This is a genomic window from Bradyrhizobium sp. 41S5 (assembly GCF_011516665.3).
In the GTDB taxonomy this organism is placed as follows: domain Bacteria; phylum Pseudomonadota; class Alphaproteobacteria; order Rhizobiales; family Xanthobacteraceae; genus Bradyrhizobium; species Bradyrhizobium quebecense.
Window position 1 is genome coordinate 7780595 of record NZ_CP083721.1, and the last position, 16043, is coordinate 7796637.

Annotated in this window: 16 protein-coding genes and 1 riboswitch; of the genes, 5 read left to right on the top strand and 11 right to left on the bottom strand. The window is 64.5% G+C overall.

The window, feature by feature from the left end:
• Positions 1–72: 72 nt before the first annotated feature.
• From HAP47_RS37300 to HAP47_RS37315, 5 genes are all read right to left on the bottom strand, one after another.
• The gene (locus HAP47_RS37300; RefSeq protein WP_173643737.1) at positions 73–753 is read right to left on the bottom strand and encodes a transglutaminase-like domain-containing protein; all 681 of its coding nucleotides are present in this window, start codon (positions 751–753) and stop codon (positions 73–75) included.
• 172 nt (positions 754–925) lie between these two features.
• Complete coding sequence (locus HAP47_RS37305; RefSeq protein ID WP_173643736.1) at positions 926–1144, bottom strand: hypothetical protein; 219 nt, start codon at positions 1142–1144, stop codon at positions 926–928.
• A 169-nt stretch (positions 1145–1313) separates the two neighbouring features.
• The gene (crcB, locus tag HAP47_RS37310; protein WP_173643735.1) at positions 1314–1700 is read right to left on the bottom strand and encodes a fluoride efflux transporter CrcB; all 387 of its coding nucleotides are present in this window, start codon (positions 1698–1700) and stop codon (positions 1314–1316) included.
• Between the two features lie 242 nt (positions 1701–1942).
• A riboswitch (Fluoride riboswitch) is annotated at positions 1943–2003 on the bottom strand.
• Positions 2004–2064: 61 nt separating this feature from the next.
• On the bottom strand, positions 2065–2187 hold the full coding sequence (locus HAP47_RS41455) for a hypothetical protein (RefSeq protein WP_256459670.1): 123 nt from the start codon (positions 2185–2187) through the stop codon (positions 2065–2067).
• 37 nt (positions 2188–2224) lie between these two features.
• Positions 2225–2401 (bottom strand): hypothetical protein, encoded by a 177-nt coding sequence (locus tag HAP47_RS37315; RefSeq protein ID WP_173643734.1) that lies wholly within the window; start codon positions 2399–2401, stop codon positions 2225–2227.
• A gap of 180 nt (positions 2402–2581) precedes the next feature.
• On the opposite strand from HAP47_RS37315, the gene HAP47_RS37320 reads away from it, so the two are divergent.
• Complete coding sequence (locus HAP47_RS37320) at positions 2582–2827, top strand: hypothetical protein (protein WP_173643733.1); 246 nt, start codon at positions 2582–2584, stop codon at positions 2825–2827.
• A gap of 26 nt (positions 2828–2853) precedes the next feature.
• Here HAP47_RS37320 and HAP47_RS37325 read toward each other — a convergent pair whose 3' ends face one another.
• From HAP47_RS37325 to HAP47_RS37335, 3 genes are all read right to left on the bottom strand, one after another.
• Positions 2854–2994 (bottom strand): hypothetical protein, encoded by a 141-nt coding sequence (locus HAP47_RS37325; RefSeq protein WP_173643732.1) that lies wholly within the window; start codon positions 2992–2994, stop codon positions 2854–2856.
• A 57-nt stretch (positions 2995–3051) separates the two neighbouring features.
• Positions 3052–3933, bottom strand: a complete 882-nt coding sequence (locus HAP47_RS37330; protein WP_173643731.1) for a DMT family transporter — start codon at positions 3931–3933, stop codon at positions 3052–3054.
• Between the two features lie 84 nt (positions 3934–4017).
• A complete protein-coding gene (locus HAP47_RS37335) occupies positions 4018–4743 on the bottom strand; it encodes a TetR/AcrR family transcriptional regulator (RefSeq protein WP_173643730.1) in 726 nt (241 codons plus the stop codon).
• A gap of 214 nt (positions 4744–4957) precedes the next feature.
• Here HAP47_RS37335 and HAP47_RS37340 point away from each other — a divergent pair, with 214 nt between their 5' ends.
• Positions 4958–6169 carry a cytochrome P450 gene (locus HAP47_RS37340; protein WP_173643729.1) on the top strand — a complete coding sequence of 404 codons (1212 nt, stop codon included), beginning with the start codon at positions 4958–4960 and terminating at the stop codon, positions 6167–6169.
• Positions 6170–6194: 25 nt separating this feature from the next.
• Here the strand turns inward: HAP47_RS37340 and HAP47_RS37345 are convergent, their stop codons facing one another.
• Both HAP47_RS37345 and HAP47_RS37350 read right to left on the bottom strand, forming a co-directional pair.
• Positions 6195–10286, bottom strand: a complete 4092-nt coding sequence (locus tag HAP47_RS37345; RefSeq protein ID WP_173643728.1) for an ATP-binding protein — start codon at positions 10284–10286, stop codon at positions 6195–6197.
• A gap of 169 nt (positions 10287–10455) precedes the next feature.
• Complete coding sequence (locus HAP47_RS37350) at positions 10456–11268, bottom strand: response regulator (RefSeq protein ID WP_016847263.1); 813 nt, start codon at positions 11266–11268, stop codon at positions 10456–10458.
• Positions 11269–11532: 264 nt separating this feature from the next.
• Between HAP47_RS37350 and HAP47_RS37355 the strand changes: the two genes are divergently transcribed.
• Positions 11533–11736, top strand: coding sequence for a NepR family anti-sigma factor (locus tag HAP47_RS37355; RefSeq protein ID WP_173643727.1), 204 nt, complete (start codon positions 11533–11535; stop codon positions 11734–11736).
• Positions 11736–12284 carry a sigma-70 family RNA polymerase sigma factor gene (locus HAP47_RS37360; protein WP_016847265.1) on the top strand — a complete coding sequence of 183 codons (549 nt, stop codon included), beginning with the start codon at positions 11736–11738 and terminating at the stop codon, positions 12282–12284. Before HAP47_RS37355 ends, HAP47_RS37360 begins: the two co-directional genes overlap by 1 nt.
• Positions 12285–12542: 258 nt before the next feature.
• Here the strand turns inward: HAP47_RS37360 and HAP47_RS37365 are convergent, their stop codons facing one another.
• Positions 12543–15452 (bottom strand): EAL domain-containing protein, encoded by a 2910-nt coding sequence (locus HAP47_RS37365; protein WP_173643726.1) that lies wholly within the window; start codon positions 15450–15452, stop codon positions 12543–12545.
• Positions 15453–15666: 214 nt separating this feature from the next.
• Between HAP47_RS37365 and HAP47_RS37370 the strand changes: the two genes are divergently transcribed.
• A complete protein-coding gene (locus tag HAP47_RS37370) occupies positions 15667–16032 on the top strand; it encodes a methylamine utilization protein (RefSeq protein ID WP_173643725.1) in 366 nt (121 codons plus the stop codon).
• Positions 16033–16043 lie beyond the last annotated feature (11 nt).

Genomic DNA, 16043 nt, shown 5'->3' on the forward strand with positions numbered 1-16043 from the left:
CCGCCCCCTCAGCCGGCGCACGTTCACCCAGGACGGCTTCCGTCAGCGCACCACGTTCGCAGCGCGCTCGCGCTATTGCTCCGCCGCCTCGCGCTCCATGTCGCGGCCGGACATGTCCTCGCCCTGCATGTTGGCGTATTCGCGCGCCATCTCGCGCATCAGGAATTTGGCGGGGACGTCGTGATAGGTGCCGTGGTCGTTGACGTATTGCATGTAGGCGCGCCCCGCGCCGTCGAAGGGGTGCAGCAGCGCATCCGAGTGACCGTCGAAATCGAGCGGCTGGACGCCGAGCTTGGCGCACAGCGTGTCGTTGAAGGTCGGCGTCGCCTTGCGCCAGGCGCCGTCAACGAACACTTCGGTGAAGCCGTGCCAGGTGAACAGGTCCGAGCCCATGCTCTGGCGCAGCTTCTCGGTGGTGAGATGGTTGCGGACATCGGCGAAGCCGACCCGGGCCGGGATGCCATGGACCCGGCAGGCCGCGGCATAGAGCGCCGCCTTGCCGACGCAGTAGCCATTGCCGGCGGCGAGCACGCTGGAGGCCCGGTAGCTCTCGGGCGAGCGCATGCTGACATAGGGGTTGTAGCGGATGCCGTCGCGCACCGCGGTGTAGAGCCGGCTCGCTATGTCGCGGGTGCCGGCGTCGGCCGCCACGGCGGCGCGGGCGAACGCCTCGACGGCGGGATGGTCGCTGTCGACATATTCGCCTGGGTCGGTGTAGAGGCGGCTGATCGTATCGGGAAGATGCTCGGTCATGGCGCAACCTTAGCAAGCCATGTGCGCAGTTCAATGCAGCAGGTGCAGCCCTTCTTGCAGCCCTGCCCCGCCAGAGCCCTTCCGTTCCGATTGAATCGGAACGGGGACTCCGGCTTCCAGTTTTGACGCGTTTTCTTGACGCGAACCGGCGGCCACTTCGCTCGAAAACGCTCTAGTTCCTGAAGCGTTCGTCCCACTGCGGCGGCCGGTAGCTGCGCTTGGCCTTGAAATATTCGCGTGCGAAATGGATGCCGATCCCGATCAGGAACGGCGGGGCGAGCGCGGCGGCGATCATCAGCGCGGTGATCGACTTCGGCGTCAGGATGTCCAGCACCATCGACGCCAGCAGCCATAGCGTGGCAGCAATCACCGCGACGTCGACATGCTTCATTCCCCAGTCTTTCCTTGGTCCCTGACCACGATCCGGGTTCCATCCTACCGGCTGGCCCCGGGCGCGCCAAGGATTCCGGCGGCAGAGGATACCGCCAGCCCTTCACTTTTTTGGACGGTCCGCAGGCAAACCGGACGACGAACCCGCACGCCGGCGGTCGTTCCACCGATCAAGCCGCGAACGCCCGCACCAGCAGCAGGCCGGCGAACAGCGCGAGGATCGAGAGCGCAACGGAGGCCGCGATGTAGGCAGCGGCCGGCCATAGCTCGCCCCGCTGCATCAGCACGATCGCATCGAGCGAAAAGGTGGAGAAGGTGGTGAACCCGCCGCAGATGCCCACGGTGAGAAACACCCGCAGCGCCTGGCTGACATTCCAGGTCAGCGCGAAGGACTCCGCAAAGACGCCGATCAGGAACGAGCCCACGATATTGATTACCAGCGTGCCCCATGGAAATCCGGTGCCGACCAGGCGCCCCGCGCCGATCGCCACCAGATAGCGCGCGACCGACCCCAGCGAACCGCCGATCGCGACCGCCGCCAACAACTGAACGTTCAAGATTCTGCCTTTCCGCCCCGCCACTCGGCGACGCCTGTCACAAGCCCAACAACGAAGGCCACGGCGACCAGCTCGCCCGGGGGCGCCGACCAGCAGGGCGACGACACCGAAGAGCTGGATCGACCCGACCAGCGATAATGCGATTGAGAGTGAACCAGGAAGACCCGTCATGCTCTGCCCCTTTCTCATTCGCGGGGCGCGCTGCGGACCGGCGGTGGCGCATGCTCCTACCGACGCTGGCGCGCCCGGTAGGAGTCATCAGCCTTGCGGCGGTTATCGGGGGACTCCATCCCCATCAACGCAGGGATGGTAGGCGAGCGCAGCGGCGGGAGCAAGTGGGCGTCCCGCCGTGCCGGGTGTCGGCTCATTCGCTCATCGACAGCATCGCGTTCAGCTCGAAGGCGGTCCGCAGCTGCTCGATCCGCGCGGCAATTTGCTCGCGTTCGGCGCCGCTCGGCAGTTGCGCGAGCCGACCCTCAAGCCGCAAGCGATGCTCTTCGAGCCGCTGCTCGAACGTATGGGGCTCAGATCGCTTCCGCTTCTGAATCGTCTTCTGCATCACTCACCTTTGGCGGTTGCAGACCGGGACTATTGGCCCAGCGGTCCAGTTGATCGATGACCTGCGCGTGGCTCGGACGCCGCGGTTCAGGGGCTTCCGGCTCCTCGGATAGCTTTCGGGGCAGCTTGACGTGGTTGGTCATGGCATCACTCCCGCAACATAACGGGCAAGCCAGCCGAAACGTTCCCTGATTATTTCTTGTAAGCTATTGATTTTATTTGATAAACTTACTCAATCGACGTCTTTATCTCAATCTGCGGAACCCGCCGCGACTTGGTTCGTTTAGCAAATTACTCAACTAACTAATTCTGGGCGATTTGCGATGAATGAGCTTCGCGCTGAACGTCTTCAAGTCATGCTTTCACCCGAAGAATTATCGGCCCTCGACGATTTCCGCTTCAAGTACCGAATGCCGACCCGTGCCGCGGCGGTACGCGAGTTGCTCAGGCTTGGCCTGGCCGCCGGCAACGGCGTCGATGCAGGGGCCGGCGTAAAGTCGAGTGAGTATGGGCTGTTCAACCGGGGGCCGGATGGGCACACCCAAGCGGACGCGCCGCAAGAGGAATGACGGCGCGTTGGCGCTGATGCGGCGGTTCAGCCGGCGACGAAGAGGTCCACGACCGCTTTCAGCGTGCAGACCACCAACGCCGAGGTGAACATCGCCGTGCCGAGATCTGCGAGATAAAGCAGCTGCGCCTTCTGCTCCGCATCAAGCCGCGCGATCGCCTTGCGCATGGCCAAGCTCCCTTTTCAGGAGAACGCGTCCCGCGAACGTCGGTTCCTTGGGCGGCCTCACGCCCGCTGCAGCGCCAGTGTCACGCCGCCAAGCGTCAACGCCATCGCGCCGATCTCACGCAGGCCCAGCGGCTCGCCGAGGATGATCGCGGCCGAAATCACGCCGATGACCGGCACCAGCAGCATGCCGGTCGACGCCGATGTCGGCGGCAGGCGGCGCAGCGTCTCGAACCAGGTGAGATAGCAGATGCCCATCGGCATCAGCGTCATATAGGCAAAGCAGCCGAGGGCGAACGGCGTGATCGCGGCATAATTCGGGTGCTCGAACAGAACGCCGAGCAGCAGCATCACCAGACAGCCGATGCCAACCTGCCAGGCGACCACCGCGAGCGGCGGCATCGGCAGCGGCTTGCGGTTCAGTACATTGCCGAGCGCGAACAGGATGGCACAGGCGAGCGCAAGCGCGATGCCGGTGAGCTTGCCGGCGCTGAACGCAAAGCCGTTGCCGCCGAGCAGGAGCGCAACCCCGGCGACGCCGAGCACCAGCGCCGCCAGATCCCGCAGCGTCGGGCGGCTGTGCAGCACCGGCCAGGCGAAGAGCATCGCCCAGATCGGCATCGTGTAGGCGAGAAGTGCCCCCTCGCCGACCGCGACGAATTTCATCGCGATGGTGCCAAAGCCCATCCAGGCGAAGACATTGGTGAAGGAGGCAAACAACAGCCGCGGGACCGCCTCGCGCGGCACGGCGAGCCACTGGCCGCGGGCCAGCGCCAGCGTGCCCAGGATCACCGCCCCGCAGGTCCCGGCCAGCCCGCGGGCGAACAGCGGCGGCCATTGCTGTAGCAACAGCTTCATCAGCGGCCAGTTCAGGGCCCAGCCGAAGGCCGTCACCACCAGGCAGAGAAAGCCGATCGACCTGTCGCGTTGCGTCTTGTCCATCGGCCGCGCTTAGCAGGCGGAGGCAGGCGATTCCACTTCGCAGCGCGCATGCCGCGTCGGCGTGTACCTTCGGATACCATTCCGTCAGGCAAAGGTGCCGATCGAGACCCGCGGCCAGCTCTCGCCTTTCCGCGCGGCGGCAAGCTTGCTCGTCCAGGCATCGATCAGGCTTGCGATGAGCAGACGGCCGGTGCCGCGCATGTCGGGCAGTTTCATGGTCGGCGTGCCGAGCGTGAGCGCGACCACGCCGTGCACGGCCGCAAGCAGCGCAGTCGCCAGCCGCGGCGGCAGGCCGGACGCCGGCTCGGCGTCATGTGCCGCGAGAAATTCCCGCACCGAGATCACGAACAGTTCGTAGCTGCGGCGGGCGATCTCGGTCTCCCCGAAATAGACGCCGTCGGGAAAACGGCGGTCCTCGACCGTGCCCGACATCGAGAACAGCGAACGGAAGTGATCGGGATTGTCGGCCCAATAGTCGAGATAGGTTTCCATCACCCGCCGCAGCCGCGCATCGCTGTCGGCCGTCTGCGCGCGGACCCGTTCGAGCTGTTCGGCAACCGCCTCGAGATTCTGCTGCTTCACCGCGAGCAGCAGCAGCAGCTTGGTCGGATAATATTTGAGGACGGTGCCCTTCGAATAGCCGATCGCGTCGGCGATCTTCTGGATCGAGACGGTCTCGAGCGTGCCGGCGGCGAACTCCTTGCGCGCGGTCTCGAGGATCAACGCCTTCAGCGCCTCCTTGTCGGCCTCCTGACGCGCCCTGCGCTGAAAGCGCCGCGCACCCTTGCTGGATCGCTCCTCGATCGACATTGCCGTCTCCTAAAGCATGATCCGGAAAAGTGCGAAGCGGTTTTCCGAAAAGATCATGCTTAAACAAAGAGCTAAAGCGCGGTGACGATTCAACCTGATCTCATCGCGCTTTAGAGCCTTTTCCGGTCCGATGGAATCGAAACGTAGCCACCTCTTGCCATAGCCTAGTTAATTGACTATGGTCAATTAATTGATCATGAAACGGGAGGATGCAATGAGCGCCCTTGGTAGCCCGCCTGCCGGCGAAATTCTCCGCAGCGATTTCGATCCGTTCAGCCCTGCGACGCGGGCCGATCCCTACGGCACCTATGCGGCGCTGCGTGCCGCGGCGCCGGTCGTTCGCCTGACCAAATATGACATCTGGGCCGTGCCGCGCTTTGCCGAGGTCAAGGCGATCTTCGGAGACCATGTCAATTTCAGCAACGCCGGCGGCGCCGGGCTTGCGAACCACTTCAAGGAAAAGCCGTGGCGGCCGCCGAGCATCGTGCTGGAAGCCGATCCGCCGCTGCATACGCGGACCCGCGCAGTGCTGGCGCGGATCCTCTCGCCCGGCGCGATGCGACGGCTCGCGGATGATTTCAAGGCCACGGCGACGCGGCTGATCGACGGGCTGGTCGAGCGCGGATCGTTCGATGCGATCAAGGACATCGCGGAGGTGTTTCCGGTCAGCGTGTTTCCCGACGCGCTCGGCATCGATCAGGAGGGCCGCGAGAACTTCCTGACCTATGGCGCGATGGTGTTCGCCGGCTTCGGGCCCGAGAACGACTATTTTCGCGACCTGATGAAAGAGGCGCCGCGCGTGCTGCCCTGGGTGGCGGCGCGCTGCCAGCGCGAGGCGCTGCGGCCGGGCAGTTTTGGCGCGCAGGTCTACGAGGCGGCCGACACCGGCGAGGTCAGCGCCGAGGAAGCTCCGCTGCTGGTGCGTTCGCTGCTCTCGGCCGGTCTCGACACCACGATCAGCGCGATCGGCATGGCGCTGTACACGCTTGCGCGCCATCCGGAGCAATGGGCATTGCTCGCTGCCGACCCGTCGCTGTCGCGCGCGGCGTTCGACGAGACGCTGCGCTTCGATTCACCGGCGCCGTTCGTGTTCCGCACCACGCCGCATGACACCAAGATCGCGGGCGTCCGGATCGGCAAGCACGAGAAGGTGCTGCTGCTGCTCGCCTCCGCCAACCGCGACGCGACGCGCTGGGAGCATCCCGACCAGTTCGACATCAGACGGCGGCTGTCCGGACACATGGGCTTCGGCGTCGGCATCCACGGCTGTGTCGGGCAGATGGTGGCGCGGCTGGAGGCGGAGGCCGTGATCGCAGCGCTCGCCAGCCGCGTGAAGCAGTTCGACATTGCGGGTCCGACAGCCTTCCGCGACAGCTCGGGCCTGCGGGCGCTCAGCACGATGCCGGTCCGCGTCACCCGCAAGTAGCATCAAGGAAGCGCAGGATTGGTCGCTAGATCCCGTCAAGGACCTCGCGAACCTTGGTCGCCAGTTCATCGATCGAGAACGGCTTCGGCAGAAGGTTGGTGCCGGGGTCAAGGATCCCGTTGTGGACAATTGCGTTGCGCGTGTAGCCGGTGGTGTAAAGCAACTTGAGGCTTGGAATTCGTTCTCGCGCCCGCACGGCGAGTTCGTGGCCGGACATGCTGGGCATGACCACGTCGGTGAAAAGCAAAGCCACCGAAAGCCCGCCGTCCAGCAGTTGCAAGGCTTCGTGAGGACTGGCCGCGTCGACCACGGTGTAACCGAGTTCGCGCAGCGCCTCGACTGAGAGGCCGCGCACGCGATCCTCATCCTCGACCACCAAAATGACCTCGTCCTTCTGGCCGCGATACGAGGCGATCGGTGCGCGCCTGACAGGATCTGGACCGTCATCGCCCCGGTGCCGCGGCAGATAGATCTTGACGGTCGTGCCGACCCCGACCTCCGAGTAGATCTTCACGTGGCCACCGGACTGGCGCACGAAGCCATAGACCTGGCTGAGCCCGAGACCGGTGCCCTTGCCGACACCCTTGGTGGTGAAGAACGGGTCGAATGCCTTGGCAATGACCTCTTGGCTCATGCCGCTGCCGTTATCGGCAACCGCGGTCATCACGTATTGGCCTGACGGAATCGCATATGCCCTCGCCGCGGCCTCATCGACATAGGCATTGGCGGTCTCCAGCGTGAGCTTGCCGCCGCCCGGCATCGCGTCGCGGCCATTGACGCAGAGGTTGAGGATAGCGTTTTCGAGCTGGCCGGGGTCGGCGCGAACCCGCCACAGCCCCGCTGCCAGCACGGTCTCGAAACTGATGGTCTCGCCAAGCGTGCGCGCCAACAGGTCGGCCATGCCGGAGATCATCTTGTTGCCATCCAGCGTCACCGGCGCAAGCGGCTGCTGACGGGAGAACGCTAGCAGGCGCTGGGTCAGGCCCGCGGCGCGCTGCGCGCCGTCGACGGCGGCTTCGACGAAACGCTCGACGTCGTTTTCCCCCTTGGCAAGCTTGCGCTGGATCAGATTGAGGCCCGCGAGGATCACGGCCAGCATGTTATTGAAGTCGTGGGCGATGCCGCCAGTCAGCTGACCTACGGCTTCCATCTTCTGGATCTGGCGCAACTGCTCTTCGGCCTTGGTGCGCTCCTGAACCTCTTCCACGACCCGCTGCTCCAACGTGGTGTTGAGGGTCTGCAATGCGGCTTCGGCACGGCGCCGCTCGGAGACCTCGCGCTCGGCGGCCTGGAACAGCCGCGCAGTGTCGATCGCGGTTGCGGCCTGCGCGGCAATGCCGGCGAGCAGCCGCTCTGCACGCTCGCCGAAGATGCCAGGCTCCGGGTGACCGAAAAACAGACCTCCCAGCACTTGGCCGGAACGCGACACCACGGGTGCGGCGAGATAGCTGCGCACCGGCAGATGCCCTTTCGGCATCCCGTAATGCGGGTCGTTCTTGCCGTAGCGCGGATCCTGCAGGATGTCGTCGGACCGCACGATCGCCTCGCCGCCGAAGGTCGGCGCGAACACCGCCGTGTTGCGCGGCATCGGAAACCGGGAGAACGCCTCGCGCGGCACGCCGGACAGGGCGTAGAGCATGTAGCTCTCGCCCTTGTCGTCGATCACATTGTAGAAGAACGAGCCAAAGGCTGCGCCGGTCAATTCGGTCGCCGCATCGGTGACGATCTCAACCGCGCGATCGAGATTAAGCTCGCCCGCAACCGTGCTGCCTACCTTGTTCAGGAGCTCGAGCACGTGAGCCTCTTCTTCAAGGCGCACCGCCCGCTCCGACCGCGTAGCCGACAGCTCAAGATTGGCGGCAACACGCGCAAGCAGCTCGCGCGCGCTGAACGGCTTGACGAGATAGTCATCGGCGCCGATTTGCAGGCCTTCGACCTTGGCCTCTTCGCCGGCACGTGCCGACAGGAAGATGACGGGCAAACCCTTCATGTCCTTGTCCGAGCGAAGCGCATTGAGAAGGCTGATGCCGTCGAGCCGCGGCATCATGATGTCGCTCAGCACAAGATCGGGGCGACGTCGCCATGCCGCCTCCAGCGCGGCTCTTCCGTCCTCGACCGCCTCGACATCGTAGAACGGCTCCAGCAGCCGCCGCACATATTCGCGCATATCGGCATTGTCGTCCGCAAGCAGAATGCGCTGCCGGCGTCCGGAGGGGGTAGGCGCGGCGACGCCAAGATCCTCCGGCGAGGATGGATCAGGCCGGTCGGCAGTGCCGCTGCCGTGCAGCCATCCGAGCGCCTCGTCCAGATAGGCCTGTGCACGGGCGCTGCTCCGGGGCGCCGGCGCGGTCGTGTTGACCTGATCGGCGGGGAGATGATCCGTACCGAACGGAAGCGTGATGGCGAACGAGGTGCCGCGATCGACCTCGCTTTCGACCCGAATTTGGCCGCCATGCTGCTTCACCAGCTCACGGACCAGCGCAAGGCCGATGCCGCTGCCCTCGAAGGATCGGCCGCGCGCGCCCTCGACGCGCTCGAAACGCTCGAACACATGCGACAGCGCCGATGCGGGAATGCCGGTCCCGGTATCGCTCACGATGACTTCGGCACCCTCGGGCGTGGCCTTGACCGCGACCGCGATCTCGCCGTCGAACGTGAACTTGAACGCGTTCGACAGCAGATTGAGGACGATCTTCTCCCACATGTCACGATCGACGTAGACGGGCTCCGGCAGTGGCTCTGTCTTGATCGCAAGGCGCAGACCCGCCTTTTCGATCGCCGAGCGGAAGTTCGAGGCGAGATCGGACGTCAGCCCCGCGAGGTCGACGGGCTCGAAGCTGGCGGTGACGCGGCCCGCCTCGATTCGCGCGAAGTCGAGCAAGGTGTTGACCAGCTTCAACAAGCGCTGTCCGTTGCGGTGAGCGACGTCGGCCAGCGAGCGCTGCGCGGGAAGCAGTTGGCCCTCCCCCTCGGACAACAGCTCTTCCAGCGGGCTCAGCATCAAGGTGAGCGGCGTGCGGAATTCGTGGCTGACATTGGAGAAGAAGGTGGTCTTGGCGCGATCGATCTCGGCCAGCGCCTCGGCGCGGCGGCGCTCCTCCTCGTAGGCCTGGGCATTGTTGATTGCGGCGGCGATCTGCGCCGATACTAATCCGAGAAAGCTCGTGTAGCGTTCGTCGTACAGGCGGAATGGATTGAGGCCCGCGATCAGGAAGCCGGCAACTGCATCACCGGCAGCAAGTACCGGAAGGACGACGGCCTGCCCCGGCGCCTGGCGCCAGCCACCGGATGGAAAATCGAGACCGAACAGGCTTTTCAAGTTCTGCACCAGCGCGCCGTCACGGCTCGCCTGCGCCTCGGCGATCGGCCACACTTCGCTGCCGTCGAGCGCCAGCTGCGACTTCACCCCGATATGATGCCGATCGATGCCGCTGGCTGCGGCCAGCCGCGCAACCTGCTCCTGCGAATCGATCAGATAGATCATCGCAAAGGGCAAATCCTGCGGATCGGTCGCAAGCGCCGCGGCGCTGCGTTCGCAAGCCTCGCCGACGCTTCGCGCCTCAGCCGCGCGACTGGCAAGCTCGCGCAAGAGCGAGAGCTGGCGTTCGCTGATGACACGCTGCGTATCGTCAGTATTGGCGCAGAAGATTCCGGCGGGCAGACCGTCGGCATCGGGAATCGGGCTGTAGGAGAACGTGTAGTAGGTCTCTTCGGGGAAGCCGTTGCGCTCCATGATCAGCAATTGGGCCTCGACATAGGTGCCCTCACTCCCACTCATCGCCTTGGTGAGGAGCGGCGCAATGTCATCCCAGATCTCGTGCCAGACCACGCGGGTCGGCTCGCCGAGCGCGCGCGGATGCTTGCCGCCGATGATCGATTTGTAGGGATCGTTGTAGAGGAAGGTCAGTTCGTCACCCCAACCGATCCAGATCGGCTGCTGCGAGGTGAGCATGATGCGTACCGCGGTCTTGAGGCTCTCCGGCCATGCCTCGGGCGGCCCTAACGATGTGCCTGCCCAATCAAGATTCCGGAGCAACCCGGCAAGCTCGCTACTGCCGATGAAGAGACGTTCGGTGTTCTCGCCACGCCATGTCGCCGGGGTTTGCAATCTCGACACAACGGCTCCTGCCAAAGCCCAAAACAATGAAAAATAAACTCGTGCTGACTATGTCGGTTCCTATGCACGCCGACCTGTGCAGCGACGCACAGCAAGAGTCGGGGCTCAAGAAAAACCGGCGTATCTTTCGATACGCCGGCTTGCATTTTGCCTCTTGCGTAAGTTCAGCTCATGCCGACGCCGCGCGCGGCGTGCGGTTGCGCGAGTTGCGCTGGAAGAACAGCGCCTGGCTCGCCACCGCCGACACCATGGCCGGCTGGAACGGCTTCGAGATCAGGAACGCCGGCTCCGGCCGCTCGCCCGTCAGGAAGCGCTCGGGATAGGCCGTGATGAACACCACCGGCACCTCGAACGTGCGCAGCAGCTCATTCACCGCATCGAGGCCCGACGAGCCGTCGGCGAGCTGGATGTCGGCGAGGATCAGGCCGGGCTTCTTGTTCTTGGCGAGCGCCACCGCATCGGAATGCGTGCGCGCAACGCCGATGACGTTGTGGCCGAGATTCTTCACCAGGCTCTCGAGGTCCATGGCGATGAAGGTCTCGTCCTCGATGATCAGGACATCGGTGGCGATCTCGGCGGCCATCTCGCGGCCGGCGGCATCGGTCAGCTTGCGCGTCTCGGCAATGTCGGTGCCGAGAATGTAGCCGACCTCTTCCTCCGAGAAGCCTTCCAGCGAAAGCAGCAGGAAGGCCTGCCGAGGCAGCGGCGTGATGTTGGAGAGCCGGCGCTCCGGCGGCAGCGAGAGCGTCGCAACGTCGGCATTGTCGTTGTTGTTCACCGACACCGAATTCCAGATCTGGGTGAACAACCGAAACAGGCCGGCGCGCGGACCGTGGGTCTGGTCCAGCAATGATCCGTCCTGCAACAGGGCCTCGAGCATGGCCCCGACATAGGCGTCCCCGGACGCCTGGTTTCCGGTCAGTGCGCGCGCATACCGGCGCAGCAGCGGAAGGTGTTCGGCAACGATCTGTGATCGGGACATTCCCACTCCATCCTTGTTCGTGAGGCCAATCGGCCTGAAACCCGTACTCGGGGGCGGCGTACCATTTTGGGGCGCCCCGGTTCCCCTGCATGCCCGACTACGCGCGAGCGCCGAAAAAGTTCCACGAAATAGTTCCAGTGTTCCGGAACTTTCTGCGCAACTTTGCATTAGCTCCTGACCGACGAGGTAACGCGGCCAGCCTCTTTTTCGAGGATTCGACTTGAAAATCAGAGACTTCACTCCCGGGGAAGCGTGGATCACATCATGAAGGAAGTAAAGAAGCAGGGCGGTCTCAACGCCGAGATTCAATCGAGAATCGGCCACCAGCTTCGCGCCATGTACGACGACGTGGTGCGGCAGGGGGTGCCCGACCGCTTTGCGGAGCTGATCCGTAAACTCGATGGGCCCGAGGCTGCCGCGGCGGCCGTCGCCGGCGGCGATACTGACAAGAACAATGGAGGGGAGTAATGCCTCTCACGAATGAACTTCGCGACGACATCCTGGCGTCGGTCCCGAGCCTGCGCGCGTTCGCGATCTCGCTGTCCGGTAATGGTGACCGTGCCGACGATCTGGTGCAGGAGACCCTGCTGCGCGCGATCGCCAATATCGACTCGTTCCAGCCCGGCTCGAACCTGCCCGCATGGCTGTTCACCATCCTGCGCAACCTGTTTCGCTCCGACTACCGGAAGCGTCGGCGCGAGGTGGAGGATGCCGAGGGCAATTATGCCAAGACGCTGAAGAGCCAGCCGTCGCAGGCGGCGCATCTGGAGTTCGAGGAATTCCGCGCGGCGCTCGAAAAGCTGCCGCAGGACCAGCGCGAAGCGTTGATCCTGGTTGGTGCCTCCGGCTTCTCCTACGAGGATGCCGCGGCAATCTGCGGCTGCGCGGTCGGCACCATCAAGAGCCGCGTCAACCGCGCGCGATCGAAGCTCTCCGCGCTGCTCTACGTCGACAGCGCCGAGGATTTCGGCCCCGACAACACCGTGCGCGCCGTGATCGGCGGCAATGGCGGCTAGACAAGCGCGATGCTGGAACGGAAGGGCGGCCCGATCGGGCCGCCTTTTCTTTTGCAAGGGATCTCGCGGGCCGTCGCTTCGCGCGTCGCACACACTGCGATCCGCCTGGCATACGGAATGGGGAATGAAAACGAGCGAGTGTCCAGGCGCGTCCTCGCGGATTCTGGACGGGTTGGGCTTTCGCCGGACCGGCGTCGTGAGGGATGACGATATCGGCGAGGCCTGGGGATGGATCCGCGCGGCACCCGACGCAACAGCCTAGCCCGCCATCGCCTGCTTGACGGCAGTCGGCTTGAAGCCGTTTCTCAATTCGAGAATCTTGCCCGCGATCTCGGTCACCGGGACCGGATGACTGAACAGGAAGCCCTGGGCCTCGTTGCAGCCCTCGGCCCGCATGTGGTCCAGCTGCTCGACGGTCTCGATGCCTTCGGCGATCGTGGTCATGCCAAGGCTCCGGCCCAGGCTGATGACGGCGCGCACGATCGATTTCGATCCATGCGTCGCGGTAGCGTCGCCCACGAAGGATTTGTCGATCTTGAGCTTGTCGAACGGAAAACTGCGCAGATAGCTCAGCGACGAATAACCGGTGCCGAAATCGTCCAGCGCAATGCGCAGTCCCAGCGCCTTCAGCTTGTGCAGCGTTGCAAGCGTCTCGCTGCTGTTCGCGAGGAAGACGGACTCGGTGATTTCGAGCTCCAGCCGGCGCGGCGACAATTTTGACGCCGCCAGCGCGTTGACGACGACGTCGATGAAGTCGGGGTCGCGAAACTGGACCGCGGAGACGTTGACCGCGAGCTTCATCTCGCTGGGCCAAGTGACGGCCTGCTCGCAGGCGCGATTGAGCACCCATTCTCCCAACGGGCCGATCAGGCCGATCTCTTCGGCGATCGGGATGAACTGGTCCGGCGCCACCAGTCCGCGCTTCGGGTGATGCCAGCGAAGCAGCGCCTCGAAGCCGCAGATGCGGTCGAGATGGAGATCGTAAAGCGGCTGGTAGTACAACGAGAACTCGTCCTTGGTCATCGCCTCGCGGAGATCGAGTTCGATCGCCCGGCGCCGCTGCAGGCTGGCGTCCATCGCTGGCTCGAAGAAGCGCCAGGTACCCCGCCCTTCCATCTTGGCACGGTACAGAGCGACGTCGGCGTTCTTCAGGAGCTTCTCTCCGGTGGTGCCGTCGACCGGCGACATCGAGATGCCGGCGCTGCACCCGACCACGACGCGATGCCCGTTCAGCTCGTACGGAGCGCCGACGCACTCCACGATGCGGCGGGCGAGGCGCTCGGCCTCCTCTCCGGCCTGGACGCCACACTGGATGACCGCGAACTCGTCGCCGCCCAGACGCGCGACGGTATCGACCTCGCGGACGCAGGCGTTGAGGCGGTCGGCGACCGCACACAGCAGTTCGTCGCCGACCGGATGTCCGAGCGTATCGTTGACCTGCTTGAAATTATCGAGATCGAGGCAGAACACCGCGAAGCCGGATCCGCGGCCGACCTGAGCGACCGCCAGCTCGATCCGTTCGGCCAGCAAGGTCCGGTTCGGCAGCCTGGTCAGGGCATCGTGCCGGGCCATGAACGCGATCTGCGACTCCGCCCGCTGCTGTTCGGTGACGTCCTCGCAGGTGACAAGCCAGCCGCCGTCGGATGTCGGTCGTTGCGCGATGGCAATGATCCGTCCATCGCTGAGATGCTGCAGATAGTTGCCCTCGTGCTGGGCCATCGATCGCTCGCGTTCCGCCAGCAGGTCGACGACGGTCTGGTCACCGTGATTGTCGGCGGCGACGCTGAGGCCGAGCACGTCCTCCATGGTCATTCCGGGAACGACGAGCTCCGGCGAAATATCGAATATCTCGCAGAACCTGCGGTTGGCGACCTGAAGCCGCGCCTCGCTGTTGTACAGGCACAACCCTTGCGACATGTGCGTGAGCGCCGCGTCGAGCCGCAGATTGGTTTCATGCAACTCGGCCTTCTGCTGCTTCAACGCGGAGATGTCGCTGTAGACGAGGACGACGCCGCCCTCCTGCGTCTCGCTGCGGCTGACACGCAGCCAGCGCCCGTCGGAAAGCTGCGCCTCGCTCGCGAAGCCATCGATGTCACCGTCGGCCGGCACAAGGCTGGGCGCATCGAGCCGATCCGACTGCAGAAGCTGCGGCGAGAGACGGATGAATTCGCTGGCGCGCGAGTTGGCCAGCGCGATCTGACCATCCGCGTCGAGCAGCACGACGCCTTCACGCGACGTTTCAAGCGCATCGGAAAGCCGCGCCTGCGCGGAGCGGCGTTGCGACACCTCCTGATCGACCATCCGCCTGATGTTGTCGCGCATGGTTTCCATGGCGGTCAGCAGCGTGCCGAGCTCGTCGGTCCCGCCCTTGGGGACGGTCGCGTCGAGGTCGCCGCCGGCGATGCTCCGCGCAGCCCGCGATGCAATGGCGACAGGCCCGATGATCCGGCGCGCCAACAACCACGAGAACAGCGCCGACAGGAACAGTGCGACGGTCAGCCCGGCGACGTTGAGCTGCAGATCCCGCTTGATCGTCGAGAGCGCCTTTTGCCGGAACAGAAAGCCGTCGCCGGCGGTATAGTTGACCAGGAGCTCGACCTGCTGGCTGACGATCTTGGAGTAGCGGTCGACATCGCCGACCGTCGTCCCCGAGGACTGCGGATCAGCCGCCGGATTTCCCTCGAGCGAGGATCCGATTGCACGGCGATGCAGCGCCATCCAGGCGTCGGCGGCTTCCTGAACCTTTGCCGCGGCTTGCGCAGCCCGCGAGGATTGCGACCGGTCGGCAGCGATCGTCAGGTCTTCCGAGAGCGTTTTGGCGAGCTTTTCGATCTGGCTGTCGAGGCTGGCGCGAATTTCCGGATCCGTGGTCAGCAGACGCTGCGACGACGCGACCCGCATCGAGGCAAAGTCCGCACCGGCCGCGCGGGCGTAGTTGATCGACATCAGGGATTCGTCGAACGTCTTGGCCACCAGATCGCCGGCATGGCGGATGCCGAGGATCGAGTATCCGCCGAGCGCGACGGCGACGGCGCTCATCGCTAGGCAGAAAATCAGAATCTGGGTGCGGATCGAACCCTTGGTCAGGGCAAGACGCGACAGGCCGCCGGTCGCGAGCCGAAAGGCTGCACCGCTCTTTACCTTGAGGTTGCCTAATAGGCTATCCATAGCCGCGTTTCGCCGTAGTGCTCGATGTTCAAGCTACGCAGAAACGCGCAGCGCTTGCGGAAAAATGGCTGTCTGCTCAAAATTGCTTTAGTAGTGACTGCAACTCATGCTGAAATCGTTAAGATCAGCCGGCGATAATCACCCTTACAGGTAAATGCGAGACGCATCATTGCACGCTAGATTGGCCGGCGTCGGAATTCCAAGCGGGGGTCTCATGCAGTCAGGCTTGTTGCGCATCCTGCGCCTCGGCCGGTCCGGGGGCGTGCCTTTAGTGGCCGCGATTGTCACGGGAGCGCTGGCCGGCGCCGCTCTGGGTGCGGCGCCTTACGTCGTTTCGCAGAAGGATCGCGAATTCAAGCCGGCGGAGATCTCGATCAAGCGCGGCGAGGTTTTACGATTCATTAACGATGACGGCGAACTGCTGCATCACGCTTATTTGAGCACTGATACGTTCAGTTTCGACTCGGGCGACCAGCAGCCGGGCAGCAAGTTCGACGTCACCTTTTCCGTGCCCGGCGACTACACCGTGTTGTGCGGCATCCATCCGAAGATGAAGCTCGCGGTCCACGTCGCCAAATAGTCCCCCTCGGG

Bases quoted from the DNA above. Each gene is read 5' to 3' on its own strand.
- HAP47_RS37365 (WP_173643726.1), bottom strand. From the start codon at position 15,452: ATGGATAGCCTATTAGGCAACCTCAAGGTAAAGAGCGGTGCAGCCTTT.
- HAP47_RS37350 (WP_016847263.1), bottom strand. From the start codon at position 11,268: ATGTCCCGATCACAGATCGTTGCCGAACACCTTCCGCTGCTGCGCCGG.
- HAP47_RS37315 (WP_173643734.1), bottom strand. From the start codon at position 2,401: ATGACCAACCACGTCAAGCTGCCCCGAAAGCTATCCGAGGAGCCGGAA.
- HAP47_RS37325 (WP_173643732.1), bottom strand. From the start codon at position 2,994: ATGCGCAAGGCGATCGCGCGGCTTGATGCGGAGCAGAAGGCGCAGCTG.
- HAP47_RS37320 (WP_173643733.1), top strand. From the start codon at position 2,582: ATGAATGAGCTTCGCGCTGAACGTCTTCAAGTCATGCTTTCACCCGAA.
- HAP47_RS37330 (WP_173643731.1), bottom strand. From the start codon at position 3,933: ATGGACAAGACGCAACGCGACAGGTCGATCGGCTTTCTCTGCCTGGTG.
- HAP47_RS37360 (WP_016847265.1), top strand. From the start codon at position 11,736: ATGCCTCTCACGAATGAACTTCGCGACGACATCCTGGCGTCGGTCCCG.
- HAP47_RS37305 (WP_173643736.1), bottom strand. From the start codon at position 1,144: ATGAAGCATGTCGACGTCGCGGTGATTGCTGCCACGCTATGGCTGCTG.
- HAP47_RS37370 (WP_173643725.1), top strand. From the start codon at position 15,667: ATGCAGTCAGGCTTGTTGCGCATCCTGCGCCTCGGCCGGTCCGGGGGC.
- HAP47_RS37335 (WP_173643730.1), bottom strand. From the start codon at position 4,743: ATGTCGATCGAGGAGCGATCCAGCAAGGGTGCGCGGCGCTTTCAGCGC.
- HAP47_RS37340 (WP_173643729.1), top strand. From the start codon at position 4,958: ATGAGCGCCCTTGGTAGCCCGCCTGCCGGCGAAATTCTCCGCAGCGAT.
- HAP47_RS37355 (WP_173643727.1), top strand. From the start codon at position 11,533: ATGAAGGAAGTAAAGAAGCAGGGCGGTCTCAACGCCGAGATTCAATCG.
- HAP47_RS37300 (WP_173643737.1), bottom strand. From the start codon at position 753: ATGACCGAGCATCTTCCCGATACGATCAGCCGCCTCTACACCGACCCA.